This window comes from Salipiger bermudensis (assembly GCF_017309175.1).
Lineage (GTDB): Bacteria > Pseudomonadota > Alphaproteobacteria > Rhodobacterales > Rhodobacteraceae > Salipiger > Salipiger bermudensis.
Map to the genome: position 1 here is coordinate 25797 of NZ_JAEKJV010000024.1, position 22782 is coordinate 48578.

Genomic DNA, 22782 nt, shown 5'->3' on the forward strand with positions numbered 1-22782 from the left:
ATTTGCCGATGGGATGGTCGCTCAACCGTCCTGACGGGCCGCGTACCACGCCGCGAGATCGGCAATGTCCTCGTCGCTGAGCGGTTTGGCGGCGGCCTCCATCAGGTGGGCGCGGGGGCTCGAAGGCACCGGGCCGTCGCGATACATCTTGAGCCAATTGTAGATCCAGTAGCCATCCTGGCCGGCGATGCGCGGGGTGTCGGGGCGCTTGGGGGCCAGCCCGTCCGCGCCGGCGCCCTCGTGACAGGAGGCGCAACTGGGAATGTCGTCGTGCTCGCTGCCTTGCGCGGCCAGTTCACGGCCGCGCTCGGGGTCGCCGAAGGGGAGCGGGCTGCCCTGCCAAGTGGCGCTCATCCCGGCAAAGCGCGCGGCGATCCCGGAGATGGCCGCGTCGCCCAGCGGGGCGGCGAGCGGCTCCATGAAGCCGCTCTCGCGGTGGCCCTCGGCATAGGCTGTGAGCACCGTGGTCAGCCACGCCTCGGACTGGCCGGCGAGCTTCGGCGCGGTGCCTTCGCGGCCCAGACCGTCCTCGCCATGGCAGCGCGCGCAGGCAAGCTCCGGCTTGATCGCGCCGGGCAGCCCGCCGAAGCGGACACCGGCGCTGTTATAGCCTCCGGCCTCGCCGAAGGCAGCGATTTCAAAGCTTTCCCGGTCGAAGCTGTTATACTGCCTCAGGAATGCGGCGAGCGCCCAGGGCTCGTCATCACGCTCTTTGCCGGGCCAGGCGGGCATGCCGGTGTACTTGAAGCCGTGCCGCGCGATCCAGAAGAACTCCTTGGCGTCGTAATCTTCCGAGGTGAGCATCGGCGGCGCCGGACGCATGCCCTCGACCACCGGGTTGCGCGGGATGCCGGGGCCGCCGTGGCAGGTCAGGCAGCCGGTGGCGAAGTGCCCCGCGCCGAGGCGGATCAGGCCGGGATCTTCGAGATCGACCTGCCGTGGCACCTCGAGCGAGACGGCACGGATCGCCACGGCATTGCCGAGATAGCCGTGCAGGATGTTGGCCACGCCCGGCAGGTGCGGCACCGAGGCGGCGATGTTGTAGGGTGCGAGGAAGAAGAACGCGCCGCCGGCGACGGCAAGCGCCGCGAGGCTTGCGAGAATGTAGCGCCTCATGTGGTGGCCTCCGTCAGTTTCAGCGCCAGTCCGAGCCGGCGCAGCGCCGCGACGAGATAGATTGCGCCGCCCGCACCGGCCATCATCGCGCCCGCGACCTGCTGTTCCTGCAGCGCGCTGAGACCGAGATGCCCGGCGCAGATGTCGCCGTAGAGATCGCGCGGCGACAGGCCGATCAGCGCGCCCAGAAGGGTCATGTGCATGGTGGTGGCGAGCAGCACCACGGCGCCGCCGAAGCCGCCTGCGGTGCGTACCGTGGCCCAAAGCAGCATTCCGGCGCCGAGAAAGCTCGCCTGTTCGAGGATGAAGCCGGTTGTGGTCAGCCGCGCCCAGAGATGCAGCGAGGGCAGGTGCCAGGCCCAGACCACCAGCATCTCGGCCACGGCGCCCAGCGTCAGCGCCATGGCGCCCGCGGGCAGGCGGAGTTTGGGCGCGTAGAGCGCCGGCACCACCGCGGTCACGCCAAGATGCAGCACCATGTGCAGCACCATCGAGCCGGTCGCCAGCCCCGGCAGCGGCGAGAGCCAGAGCGCGGCGAGCAGCGACAGCGCGAGGAGGCGGCGCGGGCTCAGCATGTGGCGAAGACCAGCCCGGGGATCACAGTGAAGCCGATCGCCACAACCGAGAGCACGCAGAGCAGCAGCGCCACGTGGCCGATGAACCGGTCGCGACCGCGCTCTGAACTTTCGGTGATCTCCTCGAAGATCACGAAGACCCCGCCGTAGCGCCGCACCGCGATGACGCCCAACCAAGCGATCAGCGCCGCGCAGATCAGCCCGAGCGCCACGATGATCCAGCGCGGCTCGACCAGCGAGGCCATCGGGCCGGTCTTGGCGCACCAGATCGCCGCGACCCAGTAGCTGAGCAGGAAATGCGCCGCCCAGATCGAGGGCGCGGCCACGAGGATCCAGACCGAGCCCTGATCGATCACGCGGGGCACGTCTCCGGGCGGGGTGAAGTGGCGCGGTTGTTCGTCGGAGCCGTGTCTCATGGGCCAACCCCCATCAAGAGCGGGAACAGCGCCAGCAGGGCGAAGATAGTGATCACCGTGAGCGCGAGGAAATGGGAGAACAGGGTGAGGTTCATCAGGTCGGCGCGGTACTCGGGCGTGCAATGGCCAAACCTGATGCGCGCGGCGACGTAGAGGCTCATCACCCAGTTCAGCAGCAGGTGCAGCGCCGGCCACAGGATCAGCATCCAGACCATGGCGTCGAAGCTCTGCGCGGTCGGGTCGAGCCCCTTGGAATAAGCCGACCAGCCCCAGGCGCCGATCCCAAGCGCGCCCACCGGAAGCGCGCCGATCAGCAGCGCCATGGCGAGCCCGCGGTGTCCATGGCCCAGCGTCTCGCGCGCAGCGGTGGTCATCGCCCAGGCGCCGATCAGCAGCGCCAGCCCCAGCAGCAGCCAGCCGAAGCCCGGCAGATGCGCGGCGGAGGGCAGGAAATCGGGCAGGGCGGTCCAATAGAAGAAGTAGGAGAACACCAGCCCCATGAAGGCGGTCATGTCGCCGGTCATGGTGATGAACACGGCCCACCAGCCCGGGGACCTGTTGCCCTGCGCATAGGTCGGCAGGGTGAGCCCGCGCCCGGCGTATTTCTCGGGCTTTTCCGGGATCAGAGAGGTGCCGGTCCAGAGCCACCAGAGCGTGAAGCCGACGAAACCCGCGCCGAAGATCAGGGTGATGGCCCAGAGGTGGAAGGTCGCGAGAATGAACACCGCGCCAAGGCAGAAGGCCGCGCCAAGGGTCAGGAAGCTCGGACCGCCGACGCGCTGCACAAAGAGCGGCCGCGCGTCGAGGATGTCGGTCACGATGAGCTCGCGCTTGCCTTCCTCGGCGTCGGGCAGGAACCACTCGCCCCGGTCGATCTGGTCCACCAGCCCCTCCTGCTCCCAAAGCGGATAGCGGGTATGGATATAGGGGATCGAGCGCACGCCCCACGGCTTGTCGGGCACTTCCGCCGCCCACTCCATCGTCCCGGCGTTCCACAGGTTGCGTTTCACCAGCGGCGCCTTGCCGCGCGGCCAGAGCACGTTCAACGCCAGCACCGCGAAGCCCGCCGCGAAGACGAAGGCGCCGATGGTCGAGACCATGTTGAGCACCGCCCAGCCATCCGAGAGGTCATAGGTCCAGACCCGGCGCGGCATGCCCATGATGCCGGTCCAGTGCATCGGCAGGAACGCCACGTTGAAACCGCCGAACATCAGCCAGAAGCTCCACTTGCCGGCGCGGGCGCTGAGGTTCTTCTGGGTGACGAAGGGATACCAGTAGTGGATGCCCGCGAAGAGCGGGAAGAGCATGCCGCCGATCAGCGTGTAATGCAGGTGGGCGACGATGAAATAGCTGTCATGCGCCTGCCAGTCGAAGGGCACCAGCGCCACCATCACGCCGGTCAGCCCGCCGAAGACGAAGATCGCCAGTGCGCCGCCGGCAAACAGCATCGGCACCGAGGGGCGCACCTTGCTCACCAGCATGGTGGCAATGAAGCAGAAGATCTGAATGCCTGTTGGCACCGCCACCGCCTCGGAGGCGGCGGAGAAGAAACTCAGCGAGATCTCGGGCAGGCCGGTGGTGAACATGTGGTGCACCCAGAGCCCGAAGCTCAGGAAGGCGACGCCCACGGCGCTCAGCACGATCCACGAATGCCCAACCATCGGCCGGCCCGCGAAGGTCGGCAGCATGGTGGCGATGAGCGCGATCGAGGGCAGGAAGATGATGTAGACCTCCGGGTGGCCGAAGATCCAGAACAGGTGCTGCCACAGCAGCGGGTCGCCGCCGCGGTCGGGATCGAAGAAGGCCCAGCCGAAGGCGCGTTCCATCTCGAGCAGCAGGTCGCCGGCGATCAGCGGCGGGAAGGCGAAGAGGATCATCCCCGCCACCACCAGCACGTACCAGCAGTAAAGCGGCATCAGGTTCAGCCGCATCCCCGGCGGGCGGGATTTCAGCACGCCCACGATCAGCTCGACCGCGGCGGCGATCGAGCTCACCTCGATGAACGAGAGGCCCAGCAGCCAGATGTCGGTGCCAAGGCCGCTATAGGCCGGGTCCGACGACAGCGGCGTGTACATGAACCAGCCGCCATCGGGGGCCACGCCGAAAAAGATCGAGCCGCAGACGAAGATGCCGCCGATCACGAAGCACCAGAAGCCGAAGGCCGAGAGCCGTGGAAAGGGCAGGTCGCGGGCACCGAGGATTTCGGGCAGGATGATGATCGCCACCGCCTCGAAGATCGGCACCGCGAAGAGGAACATCATCGCCGTGCCGTGCAGGGTGAAGAGCTGGTTGTAGAGCTGTTGCGAGAACAGATCGTTGCCCGGCACCGCGAGCTGCGCCCGGATCATCAGCGCAAGGATGCCCGCGAAGACGAAGAAGCCGAACGAGGTCAGCAGGTACCACTTGCCGATGTAGGAGTTGTTGACCGCCGTGACGATCTTCCAGCCCGGCGGCTCGCGCCACGCCTCCATCAGGCGCTTGCGCTGCGCGGTGTCGCGGGCCTCGTCGTAAGGCTCGGGCGGGGGCAGGCGGGAGAGGTCGATCTCGTCGGTCATGGGCGTGTCAGTCCAGGCTCATCAGGAAGGCGACGAGCCGGTCGAGCCGGTCACCCTGCAGGTCGGGATAGGGGGGCATGTCGATATCGGGCTTCATCTCGTGGGTGTCGGTGATCCAGCGCGCCATGGTCTCTGGCGTCATCTCGTAGATCCCCGCGCCCAGCTTTTCGCGGGCGGCGAGATGGGTGAGGTCGGGGCCCACCGGCCCCTGCGCGTCGGTGCCGCGGATGGTGTGGCAGGCGCCGCAGCCCTCCTCCTGGAAGATTTCGAAACCACGGTCGTCGCCAGCGACCTGCGCCGGCTCTGCCTCCGCGGCAAGCCAGGTATCGAAGGCGTCCTGCTCCATCACGATGGCATCGAAGCGCATCAGGGCGTGGGCGCCGCCGCAATACTCTGCGCAGAGACCGCCCCAGTTGCCGGTCTGGATCGGGGTCAGCGACAGCGTGGTCTCGCGCCCCGGGATCATGTCCATCTTGCCGCCAAGCGCCGGCACCCAGAAGGAATGGATCACGTCATCGGCGGTGAGCCGGAAAAGCGCGGTGCGGTCGACGGGAAGCCGGATCTCGTTGGCGGTGATGACGTCGCCGTCGGGTGTTTCGTAGATCACCCGCCACCACCAGCGCTCGCCGTCGACACGCACCGTCAGGTCGCCCTCGTCGGCGGTGATGTCGCGCAGGATGACAAGCCCCCAGACCAGCAGCGCGCCCACGACCAAGGTCGGGAATACCGCTCCGCCCCAAAGGATGAAGCGCCGCGCCTGCGTCTCGAGGGAGGGGTCGACCTGTCGGCGATGGGCGTAGACAGCGGCGCCGATCACAAGGCTCCAGATCACCGCGGCGCCGAGCAGCAGCACCCAGAACAGCTCTTCGACGCGCTGCGCCTCGGCACCGGCGGAGGCCAGCCAGTTGTGGCGCCCGTCGCAGCCCGCGAGCAGCGCCGGAATGATCAGAAGAATGCCTCGCCGCAACCGCCTGCCCCGTCAAATTCGGTCCCTACGGAGGCGCAACCTGCGACAGCGCGTCGCGGTTCCCGAAAATGTGACGTGGAGTGAGATATTTGCGCGGAACACGCGGGCGGGGCGTCAGACCTTGCCGGAGGCCGAAAGCAGGATGGCGAAGGGGCGGGTGACGTCGATCTCGGCCATGACGATGATCAGGCTCGCGGTGAGCGGCACTGCCAGCACCGCGCCGGGCAGCCCCCAGAGCGCGCTCCAGAACGCCAGAGCGAAGAGCACGACAAAGGGGCTGAGGTTGAACGCCCGGCCCAGCATCCGCGGCTCGAGATAGCCGGCCACGAACATCTGCGCCGCGGTCAGCGACACCGCCACCAGCGAGGCCACGGTGAAGGAGCCGAACTGCGCGAGGCTCAGCAGCACCGGGAAGATCACCCCGATCAGCGAGCCGATATAGGGGATGTAGTTGAGCAGCGCGATGAGGATCGCCCAGAACAGCGCGAAGTCGATGCCGAAGAGCAGCATCACCCCGTAGGACAGCGCCCCGAGGATGATGTTCACCACCGTCTTCACCGACAGGTAGTCGCCGATCCGGGTGTTGATGCGGTTGATCAGCGCTATGGTGCGATTTTCGGCATCGGCATTGCCCTCGAGCGCGAGGTTGAGCTTGCGCGCCATGCCGGCACGTTCCGCCGTCAGGAACGAGGCGTAGAGCACCACGAGGAACAGCGTGCCGCCAAGCCCGCGGATCGACAGGATCACCGGGCCTATGAAGGGCTGGATTTCGAGCCGGTCGAAGGTCATCGACCGCAGCTTGGCCCAGCTCGGTTCATCATCCACCCCGACGAGCTGCGCCACATGGGTCATCAGGCTGTCGAGATTGGCCTTGTAGCTCGGCAGCACGGCGGCGACCTGAGTGAAGGTGTCGAGCACGTAGGTGAACAGCGCCACCAGCACGACGGTGAAGGCCAGCAGAACGAGGATCCGCCGCAGGATCGACGGCAGCAGGCCGATCACTGGCACCTGTCCGAGCCGCGCGGTCACGTCGAACAGGATGTAGACCGAGATCACCGCGATCAGTACCGGCAGCAGCACCGGCTTGCCGATATGCAGCAGGTAGCCGATCATGATGAGCAGCGCGAGCAGGTAGGTGGTTTGTCTCAGGGTGACCATCATGGGTGCATTTCGGTGTGGCGGGCCTCTGTTCAGTTGCGGCGTTCAGGTGCCGCTCTATCCTCATGGCATATCTAGTGTTTCCGCAACCCGATTACCTCCCCGCGACACGCTCGCAGGGCGAATTCTTTTGCGGATCTGCCCGGTTTCGCGTCAGCCGCCGCCCGCCGTTTGTCAGAGACCTTCGTGGAATTCCTCGATGAGATGGCTGACCACGGCGCGCATCTGCTCTTCCCCATCCTCGGGATGGGCCGCAGCCACCGCACGCTGCCGCGACGAGGAGTTGCCCTCGGCCACGATCTTGCGGCAGCGCTCGACTTCGGCCACGCAGCCGAGCGCCTCGGCATCCTCGGCGATGAGCAAGATCAGCTCCTCGGTGAGATCCTCGAAGGGGGTGATCTGCGCGGCGCCGAAATCGATCAGACCCTCGGTGATGCCGTAGCGCTGCGCCCGCCAGCGGTTCTCGCCGATCAGGAAGTTCTCATAGATCCGCCAACGCAGGTTCTGCCGCCGCAATCGCCACAGCATCCGCAGGATGCACTGGTTGATCGCCGCCAGCATCAGCGCGTCCTCGAGCCGGGGCTGCACGTCCATGATGCGGGTTTCCAGCGTGGGGAAGCGGGCCGAGGGGCGCAGGTCCCACCAGATCTTCGAGCTGTCCTCGATGATGCCGAGATCGACCAGCGCCTGCACCGAGCGCTGGTAGTCCTGCCAGTTGGTGAAATGGGGCGGAAGCCCGGTGCGGGGCAGGTTGTCGAAAACCGAGATGCGGTAGCTCGCCAGCCCGGTGTCGATGCCCTGCCAGAACGGCGAGGAGGTCGAGAGCGCCAGCAGGTGGGGCAGGAAGTAACCGGCCTGCCGCATCAGGTCGGCGCGCAGCTGGTCGTCGCCGAGACCCACATGCACGTGCATGCCGCAGATCAGCATGCGCTGCACCACGCCACCGAGATCGCGCCGCAGGTCGCGGTAGCGCTCCTTGTCGGTGTGGTGCTGGTTCTTCCAATGCGCCAGCGGGTGGCACGAGGCGGCGATCGGCGCGAGGTTGTAGCGCGCCGCGTGTTTCGAGATCGCCGCCCGCAGCCGCCTGAGATCCTCGCGCGCGGTGGCGATATCGGCACAGGGCAGGGTGCCGATCTCGATCTGGCATTGCAGGTATTCCGGGCTGACCTGCCCCTCGAGCTCTTCGCTGCAGGCCTCGAGAAGGCGCTTGGGCGCCTCGCTCAACGCCAGCGTGTCGCGGTCGACGAGAAGGTACTCCTCCTCGATCCCGAGGCTGAACTCCGGCGTCTGCATCGGCCCCTCCCTTCGATGGCGTTCACCGAGGAAAGCAGAGCAGACGCCGCCGGGCAAGCCCGGCGGTCGGTCTCAGCCGTGATCGGCCAGAAGATTGGAGAAGCGCTCCTGCTTGAGCCCGAGCACCGACAGAGCGTCGTCCTCGTGCTGTTGCAGGATCGGAACCACCGAGCCGACCCCGTCCCAGGAGCGCAGGATCATCTTGGAGACGGAGAGCGACAGCTTGGTCGGGCAGTAATAGACCTTGAGCGTCTGGCTGCCCCCGCCGCAGAAGAAGCCGGCCTTGAGGGCCTGAAGCTGCATGAGTTTCACGTAGTCCCACGAGATGGCGCTGACACGTGATAGGTCGACAAGATGCTTCTGAGCCGGATGTGCATCGGGATGCCGGCTGTACTCGCGGAAGGTAGAAATGATCTCGTCGATCAGGATGCGGTCCTCGAACCGCGTGTAGACGAGTCCCGACCGGGGCAGGATTCGGAAAGCGACAGGCATAAGGAGGCTCACCAACTGTTTGTTAAAAAAGTACTCATTCAATCGGAGGCCGGCCGTCCGCTGACTCTGCGGACCCTCCTCATACCGTGCGGTATGCCTTGACCTCTGCGGTGGTGCAAGTCTGGCCCGCAAGACTGACGGAAATCGCAACCGGCAAGCCACGTCACAGAACACATCCTGCACAAAAAAAATGCCCCGGACCTGGCCGGTCCGGGGCGCGTCTTGGCGTCGGCGAGATGGGCTGTGCGTCAGTCCATGGCCTTGAAGTTGAATTCGCCGCCTTCCTTGATCCCCGAGAACCAGCGTGCGGTGACGGTCTTGGTCTTGGTGTAGAAGCGGAAGGCGTCGGGGCCGTACTGGTTGAGATCGCCGAAGGCGGATTTCTTCCAGCCACCGAAGGTGTGGTACGAGAGCGGCACCGGGATCGGGAAGTTGATGCCGACCATGCCCACGTTGACCCGGTGCGCAAAGTCGCGCGCGGTGTCGCCGTCGGCGGTGTAGATCGCCGTACCGTTGCCATAGGGGTTGTCGATCACCAGCTCGAGCGCCTCGTCATACGATCCCGCGCGGACCTGGCTCAGCACCGGGCCGAAGATCTCTTCCTTGTAGATGTCCATGTCCGGCGTGACGTTGTCGAACAGCGACGGGCCCACGAAGAAGCCGTTCTCGTAGCCCTGCAGCGTGAAGTCGCGTCCGTCGACCACCAGCTTGGCGCCCTGATCCACACCCGAGCTGATCAGCCCCTCGATGCGGCTCTTGGCGGCGCCGGTGATGACGGGGCCATAATCGACGTCCTCGCCGGCGGTGTAGGGGCCGACCTTGAGCTTCTCGATGCGCGGCACCAGCTTCTCGACCAGCGCATCGGCGGTTTCCTGACCCACCGGAACGGCCACCGAGATCGCCATGCAACGCTCGCCAGCAGCGCCGAACCCGGCGCCCACAAGTGCGTCGGCGGCCTTGTCGAGATCCGCGTCGGGCATGATGATCATGTGGTTCTTGGCGCCGCCGAAGCACTGGGCGCGCTTGCCGTTGGTGGCGGCGCGGCCATAGATGTACTGCGCGATCGGCGTCGAGCCGACGAAGCCCACCGCCGCGATCTCCTCGTTGTCGAGGATCGCGTCGACCACTTCCTTGTCACCGTTGACCACCTGCAGCACGCCCTCGGGCAGGCCGGCCTCGATGATCAGTTCGGCGAGGCGCAGCGAAGTCGAGGGCACGCGCTCGGACGGCTTGAGGATCATGGCGTTGCCGCAGGCCAGCGCCGGGGCCATCTTCCACAGCGGGATCATGGCGGGGAAGTTGAACGGTGTGATGCCGGCCACAACGCCGAGCGGCTGGCGCATCGAGTAGAGGTCGATGCCGGGGCCGCCATCGTCGGTGTACTCCCCCTTGAGCATGTGCGGTGCGCCCATGCAGACCTCGACCACCTCGAGACCGCGCTGCACGTCGCCGCGGGCGTCGGGCAGGGTCTTGCCGTGCTCCATCGAGAGCATCTCGGCCAGCTCGTCCATGTGCTCGTTGATCAGGGCGCCGAACTTCATCATCACGCGGGCGCGGCGCTGCGGGTTGGTCGCGCCCCAGGCCTTCTGCGCCTCGGCGGCCTTGGCGACCGCGTCGTTGAGCTCGTCAACGGTGGCCAGCGGCGTCTTGGCGATGGCTTCGCCGGTGGCCGGGTTGAACACCTCGGTGAAGCGGCCAGACGTGCCCTTCACGTGCTGTCCGTTGATGAAATGCGTCAGTTCTTTCATGATCGCGCCTCCTGCTGGTCGGGTTTGGCGACACCTTAGTCTTGCGCAAATGCAGGCGACAGAGGTAATCGGGCAAAAGGGTTTTGCAAAAATAGAGGTGCGTCGATGCGCGGGAACTGGGATGATTTGCGGATTTTCCTTGCCGTGGCGCGGGGAGACAGCCTCTCGGGCGCCGGCCGCGTGCTGCGCATGGACCCGGCCACGGTGGGTCGGCGCATCGGGCGGCTCGAGGAAACGCTGGGCCAGCCGCTTTTTGCCAAGAGCCCGCAGGGCTACGCGCTGAGCGAGGCCGGGGCGCGGCTGCTGTCCCATGCCGAGGAGGCCGAGCAGGCGCTCGGACAGGGCGCCGAGGCGGTGCGCGGCGCGGGCGAGGGCATGTCGGGACAGATCCGCATCGGCGCGCCCGATGGCTGCGCCAATTTCCTCTTGCCTCAGGTCTGCGCCGAGATCGGCGCGCAGAACCCCGATCTCGAGATCCAGATCGTCGCCCTGCCGCGGATCGTGAACCTGTCGCGGCGAGAGGCCGACATCGCCATCGGCGTCTCGGCGCCCACCGCCGGGCGGCTGGTGGTTCAGAAGCTCGCCGATTACAAGCTGCACCTCGCCGCCTCCGAGACGTATCTCGCGGAGCATCCTCCGATCCGCGGCCGCGCCGATCTACGCGAGCACCGCGTCGTCGGCTACATCCCCGACATGATCTTCGACAAGGAGCTCGATTATCTCGCCGATCTTGGCGTCGATCGCGTGCGGCTGGCCTCGAACAGCGTCTCGGTGCAGTTCCACTGGCTGCGCCAGCACGCCGGGCTCGGGATCGTGCACGATTTCGCGCTGCCGGCGGCGCCGGGGCTGCGCAAGGTGCTGGCGGACGAGGTCGAGATCACCCGCAGCTTCTATCTCGTCCGCCACGAGGACGATCGCCGGCTCGGCCGGCTCAACGCCTTTGCCGAGGCGCTGGCGCAGGGGATTCGCAAAGAACTTACCCTGCTCGAAGGTCTGACTTGACAGATTGTCGCAGGCGCCGGACGCTGGATGCACGCGCAGAGAAGGCATGGAGGAGAGCCGGATGCAGGTGCAGCAGATTCTCAAGGACAAGGCGGATGACGGCGTCGTCACCGTGCCCCCCGCCACCACGGTGGCCGAGGCGGTACGGATGCTGGCGGAACGGCGCATCGGCGGCGTGGTGATTTCGGAAGATGGCCAGACCCCGCTGGGGATCCTGTCGGAGCGCGATATCGTGCGGGTGCTGTCGGCGCAGGGTGCCGATGTGCTCACGGCCACGGTCGACGCGCTGATGACCACCAACCTTCAGACCTGCACCCGCGACGAGGACAGCAACGTGGTTCTGGCGCGGATGACGGAGGGCCGGTTCCGCCACATGCCCGTGGTCGAGGAGGGTGTCATGGTCGGAATGATCTCGATCGGCGACCTCGTGGCGGCACAGATTGCCGAGCTTTCGATGGAGAAAGAGGCGCTTCAGGGCATGATCATGGGGCACTGACGGCGGGCCGGACAGCGGTCAAGGGGTTGCATTCAGGGGCGCAATATTGTTGCGTGCCTGAAACTGACAGATCAGGGGCAGCCCTATGCGCATCGGCCTATATCCCGGCACCTTCGACCCAATCACTCTTGGCCATATCGACATCATCCGCCGCGCGGCGGCGTTGGTGGATCGACTGGTGATCGGCGTCGCGATCAACCGCGACAAGGGGCCGCTCTTCGATCTCGAGACGCGCGTCGCGATGATCGAGTCGGAATGCCGGGCCCTCTCTGAAGAGACTGGCACCGAGATCGTCGCCCACCCGTTCGAGAATCTGCTGATCGACTGCGCCCACGATGTCGGCGCGCAGATCATCGTCCGCGGCCTGCGCGCGGTCGCGGATTTCGAGTATGAATTCCAGATGGTCGGGATGAACCGGTCGCTTGATGACAGCGTCGAGACGGTGTTCCTGATGGCCGAAGCCCGGCATCAGGCCATTGCCTCGAAGCTGGTCAAGGAGATCGCGCGTCTCGGCGGCGACGTGAGCAAATTCGTCACGCCACCGGTGCACGAAGCGCTCGTGAAGCGCTTCGACGGAGCTTAGGCGCCGTAGACCGCGCGGCGGGCGATCTCGTTCTCGTGCCCGGCGATGTCGCAGTCCATGCGCGTGCGCTCGGGCAGGTTGCGCAGCGTGTAGAGCGTGCGGCGATAGGCGTAGCGGCGGTAGATGTTGTTCAGTACGGTCATGGTCTCGGTCCTTCGTGTGTCTTGGGGCCGGCGGTCAGGCGCGGGCCTGGCCGTATACGGCCTCGGATGCGATGCGGCGCAGGTCGCCGCGGTAGATGTCCAGATCGAGCGCGGTGTCGAGCGACATCCGGCGCAGTTCGCGCAGGGTGCGCTTGTACCGGGCGCGCTGATCAAGACGGGTTCTGAGCGTTGCGATAAGGCGGGTCATGCGGTGTCTCCGTAGCTCCCCCCTTCGTTGCTGTTGGCGCTAACCTAAGGTTCGCTGCGGCGCAGCACAATTTCCGAAATTCCAACCCCGTCCTGCAGTTTTTGCATGGCGCAGTGCGAGGCGACGTCGTCAGACGGCGCCGTCAGGAAGATCTTAACCTTCCGTGCGTAGGGTTAACGGCATCGAGACAGCCAATGATCAGGAGGTGATCGCATGGATATCCGATCCTTCGGGGCACGCCCGACGCGTCGGCTGACGCAGCCCACGCCGTCGCGCCCACGCACATCAGGCACGGTTCAGGGCACCGCACGGGCCGGCGACGCGCCGCCGCCGGGCCTGGCGATGTCGGATCCCATTGTCGCGCCGGGTGTGCAGCCTCGCAGCGCGCGGCATGGCTATGCGGTGGCGCGGCGGATGCAGAACGAGTGACCGTCAGGCAGGGGGGAAGGCAGGCACACAGGTTTGAAGACAGGCAGGTCCAAAGACAGGCTGGTCCAAAGACAGGCATGCAGGCAGGCTGAAAGACAGGGCAGGCTGAAAGACAGGCAAGAAACAGACAGGCAAGAGAAAGGGCGGGGCCGTTTCCGACCCCGCCCTGAAGGCTGGCATGGCGGCCACAGGCCGCGATCAGATCCGCAGGATCAGATCAGCTTGCCCATGGCAACGGCGGTATCCGACATGCGGTTCGAGAAGCCCCACTCGTTGTCGTACCAGGTCAGGATGCGGCACATGGTGCCTTCCATGACCTTGGTCTGGTCGGTGTGGAAGATCGACGAATGCGGATCGTGGTTGAAGTCGATCGAGACATTGGCCTTGTCGGTGTAGCCCAGCACGCCCTTGAGCGGGCCGTCTGCCGCGGCGCGGATGGCGTCGTTGATCTCGTCCACGGTGGTGGTCTTCTTGGCCTCGAAGGTCAGATCGACGACCGAGACGTTCGGGGTCGGCACGCGGATCGCGACACCGTCGAGCTTGCCGTTGAGTTCCGGCAGCACGAGGCCCACGGCCTTTGCGGCGCCGGTCGACGTCGGGATCATCGACAGCGCCGCGGCGCGGGCGCGGTAGAGATCCTTGTGCATGGTGTCCAGCGTCGGCTGGTCGCCGGTATAGGAGTGGATCGTGGTCATGAAGCCCTTTTCGATGCCGATGGCATCGTTGAGAACCTTGGCCACCGGCGACAGGCAGTTGGTGGTGCAGGACGCGTTCGACACGACGATGTCGTCCTTGGTCAGCACGCTGTCATTGACGCCGTAGACGATGGTCTTGTCGGCGCCCGAGGCCGGGGCCGAGACCAGCACCCGCTTGGCACCGTTCTCGAGGTGCAGCGCGGCCTTGTCGCGGGCGGTGAAGATGCCGGTGCATTCCAGCACCACGTCGACATCGCCCCAGGGCAGGTCGGCGGGGTTGCGCTCGGCGCTGACCTTGATCGGGCCGCGGCCGACGTCGATGGTGTCGCCGGAGACGGTCACTTCCTGCGGGAAGCGGCCATGGACGCTGTCGAACTGCAGCAGGTGGGCGTTGGTCTCGACCGGGCCGAGATCGTTGATCGCGATGACCTCGATGTCGGTGCGCCCCGACTCGATGATGGCACGCAGCACGTTCCGGCCAATGCGCCCGAAGCCGTTGATTGCGACTTTGACGGTCATGGGTATCTCCTTGCTATCGAAATACTGAAGGTTGGGCGCAGGTCATCAGGTTGCCGCCGCTAAGTCAACCTGCCCCGGGAGGCGGCAGAGCGATTAGCGCCAGAAGGCCATCCAATCCAGCAATGCGAAGAACTTACGCCCCAGAAACACCAAATGCTCCGAGCCCCAGATCAGGGTGTCCGCGGCCAGCGCAGCGAGGATCAGCAAGCCGATCCATATGGCGATCCGATTGGTCATGACGAGCCTGATGCCAGAGCGCGCGCGGGCTGTCACGCGCGATCTGGCGCGCTGCCGGGGGCGGTGGTCATCAGTTCCTCGATGAACAGGCTGAGAAAGGCGCCGCGCCCGTTGACGCCGGCTTTCCGATAGATGCCGTTGAGATGGGATTTCACCGTGCCCTCCGCAGACCCGCGCAGCTCGGCGATCTCGGGGATCGACAGGCCCTTGAGAGTGAACATCGCCACGTCCTCTTCCGACGGGGTCAGGCCCCAGCCGCGAAACTGCGCCGCGACGATGTCGTGAAAGGCGCCCGAGGCCAGCGACAGTTGCCGCTCGAGATGGGCCTTGCGCCGCAGCAGGGCCATCAGCCAGCGGATCTCGACGGCCACGGCGGCGATCAGGCTGAGCGCGGCTGCGAACTCGATCATGAAATGCCAGTGGGTGAAGGGGGGCCAGCCGATCTCGAGGCCGTCGCTGGCGACGTCGGCAAGGAAGAACGCCGCGCAGAGGCTCTGCACGGCGATCAGCGCCATCATCGGAGAGGCGCGCTCGGGGGCGGGCAGGACTCGATCCGTCATGGCTCGATCTTTGCACCCTCCGGCACGGATTTGGTACCTGTAACCATCGCCCGCGGCAGATTGACCCCGGTGCGCAGGCTCTCGAAGACCACCGCGCCGACATGCAGGAAGACCGAGATTTCCGCCCATGTGACCAGCGCCTCGTGGGTCTCCTCGACCCAGTCGACGCCCCAGAAGGCGTTGGTCGTCATCATGTAGCCGGTCGCCACGATGGCGGCGAGGGTGAGCAGCAGGTTGAAGATCATCAGCGCCCCGAGCGGCGTGTGCATCAGATGCACCCGGCGCCGCCCGGTGGCCATGTCTGTAAGTTGGCCACGGATGCCGGAGCGGCTTGGCAGGAAGCTCGAGAAGCGCGCCGAGTGCGGTCCGACGACGCCCCAGATCAGCCGGATCACCAGCAGCGCCGCGATGGCGTAGCCGATGGTCTCGTGCAGCTGGCTCTCGGGATCGGTGAGCAGGGCGTTGGCGATGAAGAAGCCCGCGAGGCTCCAGTGGAACAGCCGCAGCAGCGGGTCCCATATGTAATGGCGTGTCATGGGGGGCTCCCGAAAAAGGGGGCGCGGCCCGGGGAAACATCCGGGGGGACAGACGACGGGCCGCGCCGGGCGGCGGCTCAGTCTTCGGTCTTGCTGCGCACGACGTTCAGATCGGCGTCAAGATAGAGTTCGAACCGCTCGCCGTTCTTGAGGGCATAGACCTCGATCATGCCGTCCTCGTTGTCGATCTTGCGGACCTCGTAGCCCTCGGCGGTGAGCTTCTCTCGGATCTGGCTCTGGGTCGCGGCGTCGACGTCAGGCGAGGCGAAGGCCGGTCCGGCAAGGGCGAGGGTGGTCAGGGCGGCGGCGATGGATTTGATCATGGGGGTCTCCTGTCGAGGATGGACGGGGCCGGGGGATCCGGCGCCTCGTGGACAGGAGATGTCAGCCTCGGCGGGCCCGGGCCATGCATCAAAGGATGCAGATCCGGGCCTCTGCAACTTTGGTTCAGGCCTTGCTCTTAAGGGCGGCCCAGATCCAGAGCGCCATGAAGACGAGGCTGGCGATGGTGTTCCAGCTGGCCATGGACAGGCCGAAAAGATCCCAGAGCACGTCGTCGCAGCGCTGGATCTCGGCGCTCATGATCTGGTTGAGAAGGTCGTCGGCACTGATGCCTTTGACCGAGCCGGAGGCGGTGCAGCTGGTCGGGCCTTCCCACCAGCCGCGCTCGACGCCGGTGTGGTAGAAGCCGATGCCGGCGGTGCTCAGCGCCGCAAGCGCACCGAGGCTCGGCAGCGCCGGGCCGCGGGTGGCCAGGGCGCCGAGCGCGATCACCACGGCGGCGACATGCGGCCAGCGCTGGTAGATGCACAGCTTGCAGGGCGGCAGATCGCCCAGGTACTGGAAGCCGAGCGCCCCCAGCAGCACAGCGACAGAGCCGGCGGCGGCCAGCAGGATGAGAAGGTTGCGGGTCGGTGTCATAGGTATCTCACGATATAGAAGCCGCCGACGAGCAGCAGCACGAAGAGCGTGAAGACGATCCCGAGGCGGCGCTCGATGAAGTGCCGGATCGGCTGGCCGAACCCCCAGAGCAGACCTGCGACCACGAAGAAGCGCAGGGCGCGCGCCACGATCGAGGTGACGATGAAGGTTCCGAGCGGCATCGCCGTCCAGCCCGACATAATCGTTATGACCTTGAACGGGAAGGGCGTCACGCCGGCGATCAGCACGGCCCAGAACCCGACGCCGTTGAAGCGTTCGTTGAAGGCGGCCATCTGGTCGGCCTTGCCCATCGACTCGAGGATCGGGCGGCCGATGCTTTCGAAGAAGAAATGCCCGATGCCGTATCCCGCGAGACCGCCGAGCACCGACGAGACCGTCGCCACCAGCGCGATGAGCCAGGCCTTGCGCGGCGCGGCGAGCACCATCGGGATCATCAGCACGTCGGGCGGGATCGGAAACACCGAGGCCTCTATGAACGAGACGAGGGCAAGCGCCCAGAGCGCTTTGGGGTGGTCGGCCAGCGACATGGTCCAGTCGTAAAGGCGGCGCAGCATGGGCGATCTCCGTTTGTCCTCGACCGAGGAACCATGCCCGCGCGCGCCACGCAACAGACGAAAGCGTGTTGCCGGCTGGATCGCGTCCTGCGGGTGACACAGCGCTCTTCGCGGAGGCGGAAACCGGGCTCAGCCGCGCCGTCGCCTGCGCCGGCCGCCGCCCTCGGCATGGGCGTTGAAGCGGGTGTCGGGCAGGGTGACGTGCCTGGACAGCTCTGGGAACGGGTCGGAAGCGTGCGGGATCGCGTTTGCGGCCACGAAATGCTCCTGGAAACGTGGCTCGATGGCGGTTTCGACCTTGGTGATCGCGTGCACGTCGCGCTCGATCTGGCGCCGCGCCGCGAGGCTGCAGAGCGCGATGCGCGCGCCGGTGCCGGCGGCGTTGCCGGCCGAGCTGACCTTGTCGAGCGGCACGTCGGGAATCATCCCCAGCACCATCGCGTGCAGCGGCGAGATATGCGCCCCGAAGGCCCCTGCGAGCACCACCCGGTCGACGCGTTCCACGCCGCGCGTATCCATCAACAGGCGCGCGCCGGCATAGAGTGCCGACTTGGCAAGCTGGATTGCCCGGATGTCACCCTGGGTGACCGTGACCAGCGGCCCGCCATCGGCACGGCCGTCATGCAGCACGTAGGCATGGGTGCGGCCCTCCGGGATGCTGCGCGCGCTGCCCGTCTGCTCGGCCGAGCCGATCAGCCCTCCCGCATCCAGCAGACCCGCGATGCGCATCTCGGCCACCGCCTCGATGATGCCCGAGCCGCAGATCCCGGTGATGCCGCTTGCCGCGGTGGCTTCGGCAAAGCCCGGCTCGTCGGACCAGAGCGGGCAGCCGATGACGCGCAGGCGCGGCTCCTTTGTCGCGGGATCGATGCGCACCGCCTCGATGGCGCCGGGCGCGGCGCGTTGGCCCGAGCTGATCTGCGCCCCCTCGAAGGCCGGTCCGGTGGGCGAGGAGCAGGCCAGAACGCGCTCGCGGTCACCAAGCAGGATTTCGGCATTGGTGCCGACATCGACCACCAGCACAAGATCCTCCGACTGGCCCGGCTGCTCGGACAGCGCCACCGCCGCGGCGTCGGCTCCGACGTGGCCTGCGATGCAGGGCAGCAGGTAGATCTGCGCGCAAGCGGGCAGGGAGGTCAGACCCAGCTCATCTGCGCCAAGATCGAGGGCCGAGGAGGTCGCCAGCGCGAAAGGCGCCTGGCCCAGCTCCACCGGGTCGATGCCCAACAACAGGTGGTGCATCACCGGGTTGCAGACGAAGGTGGCTTCGAGAATCAGCGCCGGGTCGATCTTGGCCTCGTGCGCGATCTCGCTGATCAGGGTCGACAGCGCCTCGCGCACCGAGCGGGTCATCTCGAGCGCGCCGCCCGGGGTCATCATGGCGTAGGAAACTCGGCTCATCAGGTCTTCGCCGAAACGGATCTGCGGGTTCATGATCCCCGCCGAGGCCACCACCGCCCCGGTGTCCAGATCCGTGAGATGCGCCGCGATGGTGGTCGAGCCGAGATCGATGGCGAGGCCGAAGATGCCGTCCTCGTGCAGCCCCGGCCAGATCGCCACCAGCTCGGGCACCGCGTCCGCCGCGCGCCGGTGCAGCGCCACGGTGACGCGCCAATCGCCCTTGCGCAGAGCTGGCTGGAGCTGCGCGAGCAGCGGCAGCGCGGCCCGGATCCCGGCGATGCCCCATTGCGCCTTCAGCGCCCGTTCGAGCCGCTCGAGATCGCCGGTGGGCTCGTGCATGTCGGGCGCCTCGACCTCGACGAAGTGCAGCCGGGTCGCCGGGTCCATGGCGATGGCCCGCGCGGTGGCGTCCTTGCGCACCACCTGCCGGTGCACCTGGCTCCCGGCGGGCACGGCAATGACCACGTCGCCCATGATCTGTGCCTGGCAGCCGAGGCGACGCCCCTCCGCCAGCCCGCGCTTCTCGTGGTAGCGCGCCTCGACCTTGTTCCATTCAGACAGCGCGCCGGGCTTAGAGTGGATGCCGTGCTTGGCAAAGTCGCCGAAGGCCGGCGCGACCTGGCATTTCGAGCAGATGCCGCGCCCGCCGCAGACCGAATCGAGATCGACCCCAAGCTGTCGTGCTGCCGCCAGAACCGGCGTGCCTGCCGGAACGCGGCCGCGCTTGCCCGAGGGGGTGAAGACGACGAGGGGGTCTTGGGTCATGGTCCGGCCTGCCTGTTGCGCCCCCTCAGCATAGCCCCGGGGCCGGCACGCGACTGCCCGGATGCGACACCGCGCGGCAGCTGCGCGTCAGTCGGTGTCGAGCCAGCGCAGGATATCGGCGCGGTTGCCGTCGAGCTCGGGCGGGGCGGGGCGCGCGGGGCGGTCCTCCATGCCCGAGATCTTGATCGGGTTGCCGGCGGCCTTGAAGGTGGCGCGGCCATAGCGGTCGAGCACATCGACGATCATGTTGCGTGCCAGCAGCTGCGGGTCCTTCATCACCTGCTCCATGCTCTGGATCGGCGCGCAGGGGATGCCGGCGGCGGTGAGCTTGGCCAGCCAGTGGGACCGCGGGAATTCCAGGGTCACCGCCTCGATCAGGCGTTTGAGAAGCCGCGCATGGGTCAGGCGCGCGGCATTGTCGGCAAAGCGCGGATCGTCGGCGAGCGGCAGCTGAAGCGTCAGGCAGAGCTTCTCGAACTGCGCGTCGGTGCCCGCGGCCAGAACGAAGGGGCCATCCGAGGCGGCCACCGCCTCGCAGGGCGCGATCGAGGGGTGCCGCGTGGCGTTGCTCGGGGCCGTGTCGTTCAGCGCCGCCTGCGCAATGGCCTGATCCATCAGCGCCACCTGCGCGTCGAGCTGGCCCACGTCGATGCGCCGCCCCGTGCCGTCGGCCTGCCGGGCGTAGAGCGCCGCGAGAATGCCCTGCACGAGGAACATGCCCCCCGCGAGATCCCCCACCGAGCTGCCCGCCCGGCGCGGCTCGTCCGGCGTGCCGGTGAGCCCCATCAGCCCGCCGCGCGCCTGCACCACGGTGTCATAGGCGGGCCGCTTGGCGTCCGGTCCGGTCTGACCGTAGCCGCTCACCGAGGCGTAGAGCATCTGCGGGAAGCGCCCGTGAAGGGTGTCCCAGTCCAGCCCGTGCCGCGCCATCACTCCGGGGCGGAAGTTCTCCACCAGAACATCGGCGCGGGCGAGGATGCGGTCAAGCAGGGCGCGGTCTGCCTCGGCATCGAGATCCAGCGCGATCGAGCGCTTTCCACGGTTCACGGCGGCGAAATAGGCGCTCTTGCCATCCTTGAGCGGCGGAAGCCGGCGGGCGTCGTCGCCCTTGCCGGGGCGCTCGACCTTGATCACCGCGGCACCAAGATCGGCAAGGATCATCGTGGCGTAGGGCCCGGAGAGGATGCGGCTGAAATCGACGATGGTGACGCCGTTGAGGGGGAGGGGCATGGGCCTTTGGCTCTCATGTTGTTTTTCTGCTCCCCTCGAGCTTTCCGCAGCTTCGGCTTTCCCGCAAGCGGTTCCGCGCCGATGCGCTCGACTCTGCCTGTTTCACGCGCAGGTTGTTTCCTGCGTGCCGCAGTTTCCGGGCCATTGTTCGGCCTAGATGAGGCGGGCTGCCTATCCGGCAGGCATCCGCTTGCCGCGGGCGTGGAACACGAAGCCCAGCAGGTTCATCAGGATCTGTGCGGCGAGGATCGAGGTTGAGCCGGTGGGATCGTAATCGGGCGCCACCTCGACGAGATCGATGCCGACGATGTCGTGGCGGTTGGCGACCTGCTGCAGGATCTCGAGCACTTCGTAATAGAGAAAGCCGCCATGGCTCGGGGTGCCGGTGCCCGGCGCGATCGAGGGGCAGAAGCCGTCGATGTCGATGGTGATGTATACAGGAACGCCCTCCGGGATGCGCTGCGCCACGCCCGGCGCGCCCAGCCCGCGCGCCTGCCGCACCGACAGGATGTCGGAGCCCATGGCGCGGGCGGCGTCATAGCCTTCCCTGGCGGTGGAACTGACATTGCGGATGCCGACCTGCGTGAGCCCGCTGACCCAGTCCTTTTCCGCGGCCCTGCGCATCGGGTTGCCGTGGCCGCGGGTGACGCCGTGGCGCTCGTCGACGAAATCGAGATGGGCGTCGATTTGCAGGATGTGGAACGGGGCGTGACCCTTGTAGGCCTCGATGCAGGGGATGTTGACCGAGTGATCGCCGCCGATCACCACCGGCAGCGCGCCGGCCGCCAGTGAGGCCTCGACGCCTTCACGGATGTTGGCATGGCTGGCGATCGTGTCAGTATGCACGATGTCGGCGTCGCCCATGTCGACGATGCGCACCTCCTCGCCAAGGTAGGTGACGTCGTCCTCGTGGTCATAGGCCCCGGCATGGCCGAAGGAAAACAGCGTCGAGGCCTCGCGTACGCCGCGCGGCCCGAACCGCGCCCCGGCCCGCCACTGGGTGCCGGCGTCATAGGGCGCGCCGAGGATGGCGGCATCGGCGTCGATGGCCCTCCAGTCCGCAACGAAGGGCTTTTTCGCAAAAGTGCAGATGCCGGTGAAGGGCAGGTTCAGCCGGCCGCTCTCGTATCCATGTGCCAAGGTTGTCTCCATCTCGCTCGAACTTGGCGCCACCCTGCGCCAGCGCGGCTCCCGAGGCAATTGCCGGGCGCTGCGACCGCCCTCGGTGCGCCTCGGCTCGTGGCAAAGGCAGGGCGCCTCCGGCGGGAGTATTTTTGACGAAGAGAAGCCAGGGGGCGCTCCTGTCTTCTCTGGTTCTAAAATACCTCGGGGGTGAATTGGCGCACAGCGCCAAGAGGGGGCAGCGCCCCCTGTTCTGCCTTTGTATTGCGCTTTAGCTGGGACGGTTCCGGTTGGACGGACGGCATCGGCTTTGTGGCGCGTCTGGCAAGCGGCGAACGGTCTTGCATACGCAGGAGGGCGAATGGAAGCTCATGAGGATGGGACCGGGCGACCCGGGTCCGGCGATGCGATAGGCTGCAAACCTGCATCGCCATCGGGCAGGCAGGCTGTTCGGCGAAAAGCGTGCAACATGTCAATCGGCGCCGCCAGATGGCTCTGACGCACATCGTGTGATGTTTTGCGGCCTAGGCCCTACATTTGGCGTCGGTTCTGAAGGGGATGAGCGCCATGAAAGGACGTCACGACACCAGGCTGTTGCCTGAGAGACTTCTTGCAATTGGATACAGCCCAGATGGCGCGATCCTTGCGATTGACGCCGAGGTGATCTGTCCGAGGTGCGGGCAGCGGTCTTCCCGTTGGCATGGAGGCTATGTCTGGCACCTCAAGGATTTTCCACCGCATGGTCGTTCCGTGCAGGTACGCTTGTCGGTGCAGCGGTTCCGCTGTGTTGAGGCGTACCGTCCCAAGAGAACTTTCAGCGAGAAAGTCCCGGATTGCCTTGCGTGCCATTATGGTCGTCGGACCGGGCGATTTCAGGACCTCGTCGGATAGTGCCCCATAGCGTGGTGTAGGAATCCGCGGGCGTCGCCACATGCGACGCTGGCGGTCACCGTCGATCTTCGGAGAAGGTTCGGGTTGCGACACCTGAAACCTGAGACGGAGATGACGATGACCGACGACAGAATGGCTCTGATGGAGCT

General features: G+C 66.6%; 26 protein-coding genes. 5 read left to right on the plus strand and 21 right to left on the minus strand.

What is annotated here, in order from left to right:
- Window positions 1-21: 21 nt before the first annotated feature.
- The 9 genes from JF542_RS22465 to JF542_RS22505 form a co-directional block, all read right to left on the minus strand.
- Window positions 22-1116, minus strand: coding sequence for a c-type cytochrome (locus JF542_RS22465; RefSeq protein WP_207077520.1), 1095 nt, complete (start codon window positions 1114-1116; stop codon window positions 22-24).
- Window positions 1113-1691 carry a cytochrome c oxidase assembly protein gene (locus tag JF542_RS22470; protein WP_207077521.1) on the minus strand — a complete coding sequence of 193 codons (579 nt, stop codon included), beginning with the start codon at window positions 1689-1691 and terminating at the stop codon, window positions 1113-1115. The genes JF542_RS22465 and JF542_RS22470 overlap by 4 nt, the downstream gene beginning before the upstream one ends.
- A complete protein-coding gene (locus tag JF542_RS22475) occupies window positions 1685-2107 on the minus strand; it encodes a hypothetical protein (RefSeq protein WP_207077522.1) in 423 nt (140 codons plus the stop codon). Before JF542_RS22475 ends, JF542_RS22470 begins: the two co-directional genes overlap by 7 nt.
- The gene (gene ctaD, locus JF542_RS22480; protein ID WP_207077523.1) at window positions 2104-4662 is read right to left on the minus strand and encodes a cytochrome c oxidase subunit I; all 2559 of its coding nucleotides are present in this window, start codon (window positions 4660-4662) and stop codon (window positions 2104-2106) included. Before ctaD ends, JF542_RS22475 begins: the two co-directional genes overlap by 4 nt.
- A 7-nt stretch (window positions 4663-4669) precedes the next feature.
- Window positions 4670-5629 carry a cytochrome c oxidase subunit II gene (gene coxB / locus JF542_RS22485; RefSeq protein WP_207077524.1) on the minus strand — a complete coding sequence of 320 codons (960 nt, stop codon included), beginning with the start codon at window positions 5627-5629 and terminating at the stop codon, window positions 4670-4672.
- A gap of 114 nt (window positions 5630-5743) precedes the next feature.
- Window positions 5744-6790, minus strand: coding sequence for an AI-2E family transporter (locus JF542_RS22490; RefSeq protein WP_007799888.1), 1047 nt, complete (start codon window positions 6788-6790; stop codon window positions 5744-5746).
- 171 nt (window positions 6791-6961) lie between these two features.
- Complete coding sequence (locus tag JF542_RS22495; RefSeq protein WP_007799890.1) at window positions 6962-8080, minus strand: carboxylate-amine ligase; 1119 nt, start codon at window positions 8078-8080, stop codon at window positions 6962-6964.
- Window positions 8081-8152: 72 nt separating this feature from the next.
- Window positions 8153-8572, minus strand: coding sequence for a hypothetical protein (locus JF542_RS22500; RefSeq protein WP_207077525.1), 420 nt, complete (start codon window positions 8570-8572; stop codon window positions 8153-8155).
- A 248-nt stretch (window positions 8573-8820) separates the two neighbouring features.
- A complete protein-coding gene (locus JF542_RS22505; protein ID WP_007799893.1) occupies window positions 8821-10320 on the minus strand; it encodes a CoA-acylating methylmalonate-semialdehyde dehydrogenase in 1500 nt (499 codons plus the stop codon).
- Between the two features lie 105 nt (window positions 10321-10425).
- On the opposite strand from JF542_RS22505, the gene JF542_RS22510 reads away from it, so the two are divergent.
- The 3 genes from JF542_RS22510 (at window position 10426) to coaD (ending at window position 12401) form a co-directional block, all read left to right on the plus strand.
- Window positions 10426-11322 (plus strand): LysR family transcriptional regulator, encoded by an 897-nt coding sequence (locus JF542_RS22510; RefSeq protein WP_207077526.1) that lies wholly within the window; start codon window positions 10426-10428, stop codon window positions 11320-11322.
- Between the two features lie 61 nt (window positions 11323-11383).
- Window positions 11384-11818: a CBS domain-containing protein gene (locus JF542_RS22515; protein ID WP_040544780.1), complete on the plus strand. Its 435-nt coding sequence runs from the start codon at window positions 11384-11386 to the stop codon at window positions 11816-11818.
- Between the two features lie 85 nt (window positions 11819-11903).
- Complete coding sequence (coaD, locus tag JF542_RS22520) at window positions 11904-12401, plus strand: pantetheine-phosphate adenylyltransferase (RefSeq protein ID WP_007799898.1); 498 nt, start codon at window positions 11904-11906, stop codon at window positions 12399-12401.
- On the opposite strand, the gene JF542_RS22525 is transcribed toward coaD, so the two are convergent.
- Both JF542_RS22525 and JF542_RS22530 read right to left on the minus strand, forming a co-directional pair.
- Window positions 12398-12544, minus strand: coding sequence for a hypothetical protein (locus JF542_RS22525; protein WP_007799900.1), 147 nt, complete (start codon window positions 12542-12544; stop codon window positions 12398-12400). The two genes, coaD and JF542_RS22525, sit on opposite strands and share 4 nt — an antisense overlap.
- Before the next feature lie 34 nt (window positions 12545-12578).
- Window positions 12579-12752, minus strand: a complete 174-nt coding sequence (locus JF542_RS22530) for a hypothetical protein (RefSeq protein WP_007799902.1) — start codon at window positions 12750-12752, stop codon at window positions 12579-12581.
- A 213-nt stretch (window positions 12753-12965) separates the two neighbouring features.
- Between JF542_RS22530 and JF542_RS22535 the strand changes: the two genes are divergently transcribed.
- Window positions 12966-13181: a hypothetical protein gene (locus tag JF542_RS22535; protein ID WP_207077527.1), complete on the plus strand. Its 216-nt coding sequence runs from the start codon at window positions 12966-12968 to the stop codon at window positions 13179-13181.
- 212 nt (window positions 13182-13393) lie between these two features.
- On the opposite strand, the gene gap is transcribed toward JF542_RS22535, so the two are convergent.
- From gap to speB, 10 genes are all read right to left on the minus strand, one after another.
- Window positions 13394-14395, minus strand: a complete 1002-nt coding sequence (gene gap, locus JF542_RS22540) for a type I glyceraldehyde-3-phosphate dehydrogenase (protein WP_207077528.1) — start codon at window positions 14393-14395, stop codon at window positions 13394-13396.
- Between the two features lie 93 nt (window positions 14396-14488).
- The gene (locus JF542_RS22545) at window positions 14489-14632 is read right to left on the minus strand and encodes a hypothetical protein (RefSeq protein WP_040545421.1); all 144 of its coding nucleotides are present in this window, start codon (window positions 14630-14632) and stop codon (window positions 14489-14491) included.
- Window positions 14633-14664: 32 nt separating this feature from the next.
- Window positions 14665-15192, minus strand: a complete 528-nt coding sequence (locus tag JF542_RS22550) for a helix-turn-helix transcriptional regulator (RefSeq protein ID WP_207077529.1) — start codon at window positions 15190-15192, stop codon at window positions 14665-14667.
- Complete coding sequence (locus JF542_RS22555; protein WP_207077530.1) at window positions 15189-15728, minus strand: cytochrome b/b6 domain-containing protein; 540 nt, start codon at window positions 15726-15728, stop codon at window positions 15189-15191. The genes JF542_RS22550 and JF542_RS22555 overlap by 4 nt, the downstream gene beginning before the upstream one ends.
- A 77-nt stretch (window positions 15729-15805) precedes the next feature.
- Window positions 15806-16051, minus strand: a complete 246-nt coding sequence (locus tag JF542_RS22560) for a PepSY domain-containing protein (protein ID WP_207077531.1) — start codon at window positions 16049-16051, stop codon at window positions 15806-15808.
- Between the two features lie 124 nt (window positions 16052-16175).
- Window positions 16176-16649 (minus strand): disulfide bond formation protein B, encoded by a 474-nt coding sequence (locus JF542_RS22565; RefSeq protein ID WP_207077532.1) that lies wholly within the window; start codon window positions 16647-16649, stop codon window positions 16176-16178.
- On the minus strand, window positions 16646-17224 hold the full coding sequence (locus JF542_RS22570) for a YqaA family protein (RefSeq protein WP_007799918.1): 579 nt from the start codon (window positions 17222-17224) through the stop codon (window positions 16646-16648). Before JF542_RS22570 ends, JF542_RS22565 begins: the two co-directional genes overlap by 4 nt.
- Before the next feature lie 129 nt (window positions 17225-17353).
- A complete protein-coding gene (locus tag JF542_RS22575) occupies window positions 17354-19390 on the minus strand; it encodes an ASKHA domain-containing protein (RefSeq protein WP_207077533.1) in 2037 nt (678 codons plus the stop codon).
- Between the two features lie 87 nt (window positions 19391-19477).
- Entirely contained in the window at window positions 19478-20620 is a 1143-nt protein-coding gene (locus JF542_RS22580; RefSeq protein WP_207077534.1) for a CaiB/BaiF CoA transferase family protein, read from the minus strand.
- A 171-nt stretch (window positions 20621-20791) separates the two neighbouring features.
- The gene (gene speB, locus JF542_RS22585) at window positions 20792-21772 is read right to left on the minus strand and encodes an agmatinase (RefSeq protein ID WP_207077535.1); all 981 of its coding nucleotides are present in this window, start codon (window positions 21770-21772) and stop codon (window positions 20792-20794) included.
- Between the two features lie 537 nt (window positions 21773-22309).
- On the opposite strand from speB, the gene JF542_RS24615 reads away from it, so the two are divergent.
- Complete coding sequence (locus tag JF542_RS24615; protein WP_423734658.1) at window positions 22310-22633, plus strand: transposase family protein; 324 nt, start codon at window positions 22310-22312, stop codon at window positions 22631-22633.
- The last annotated feature ends 149 nt before the right edge of the window (window positions 22634-22782 follow it).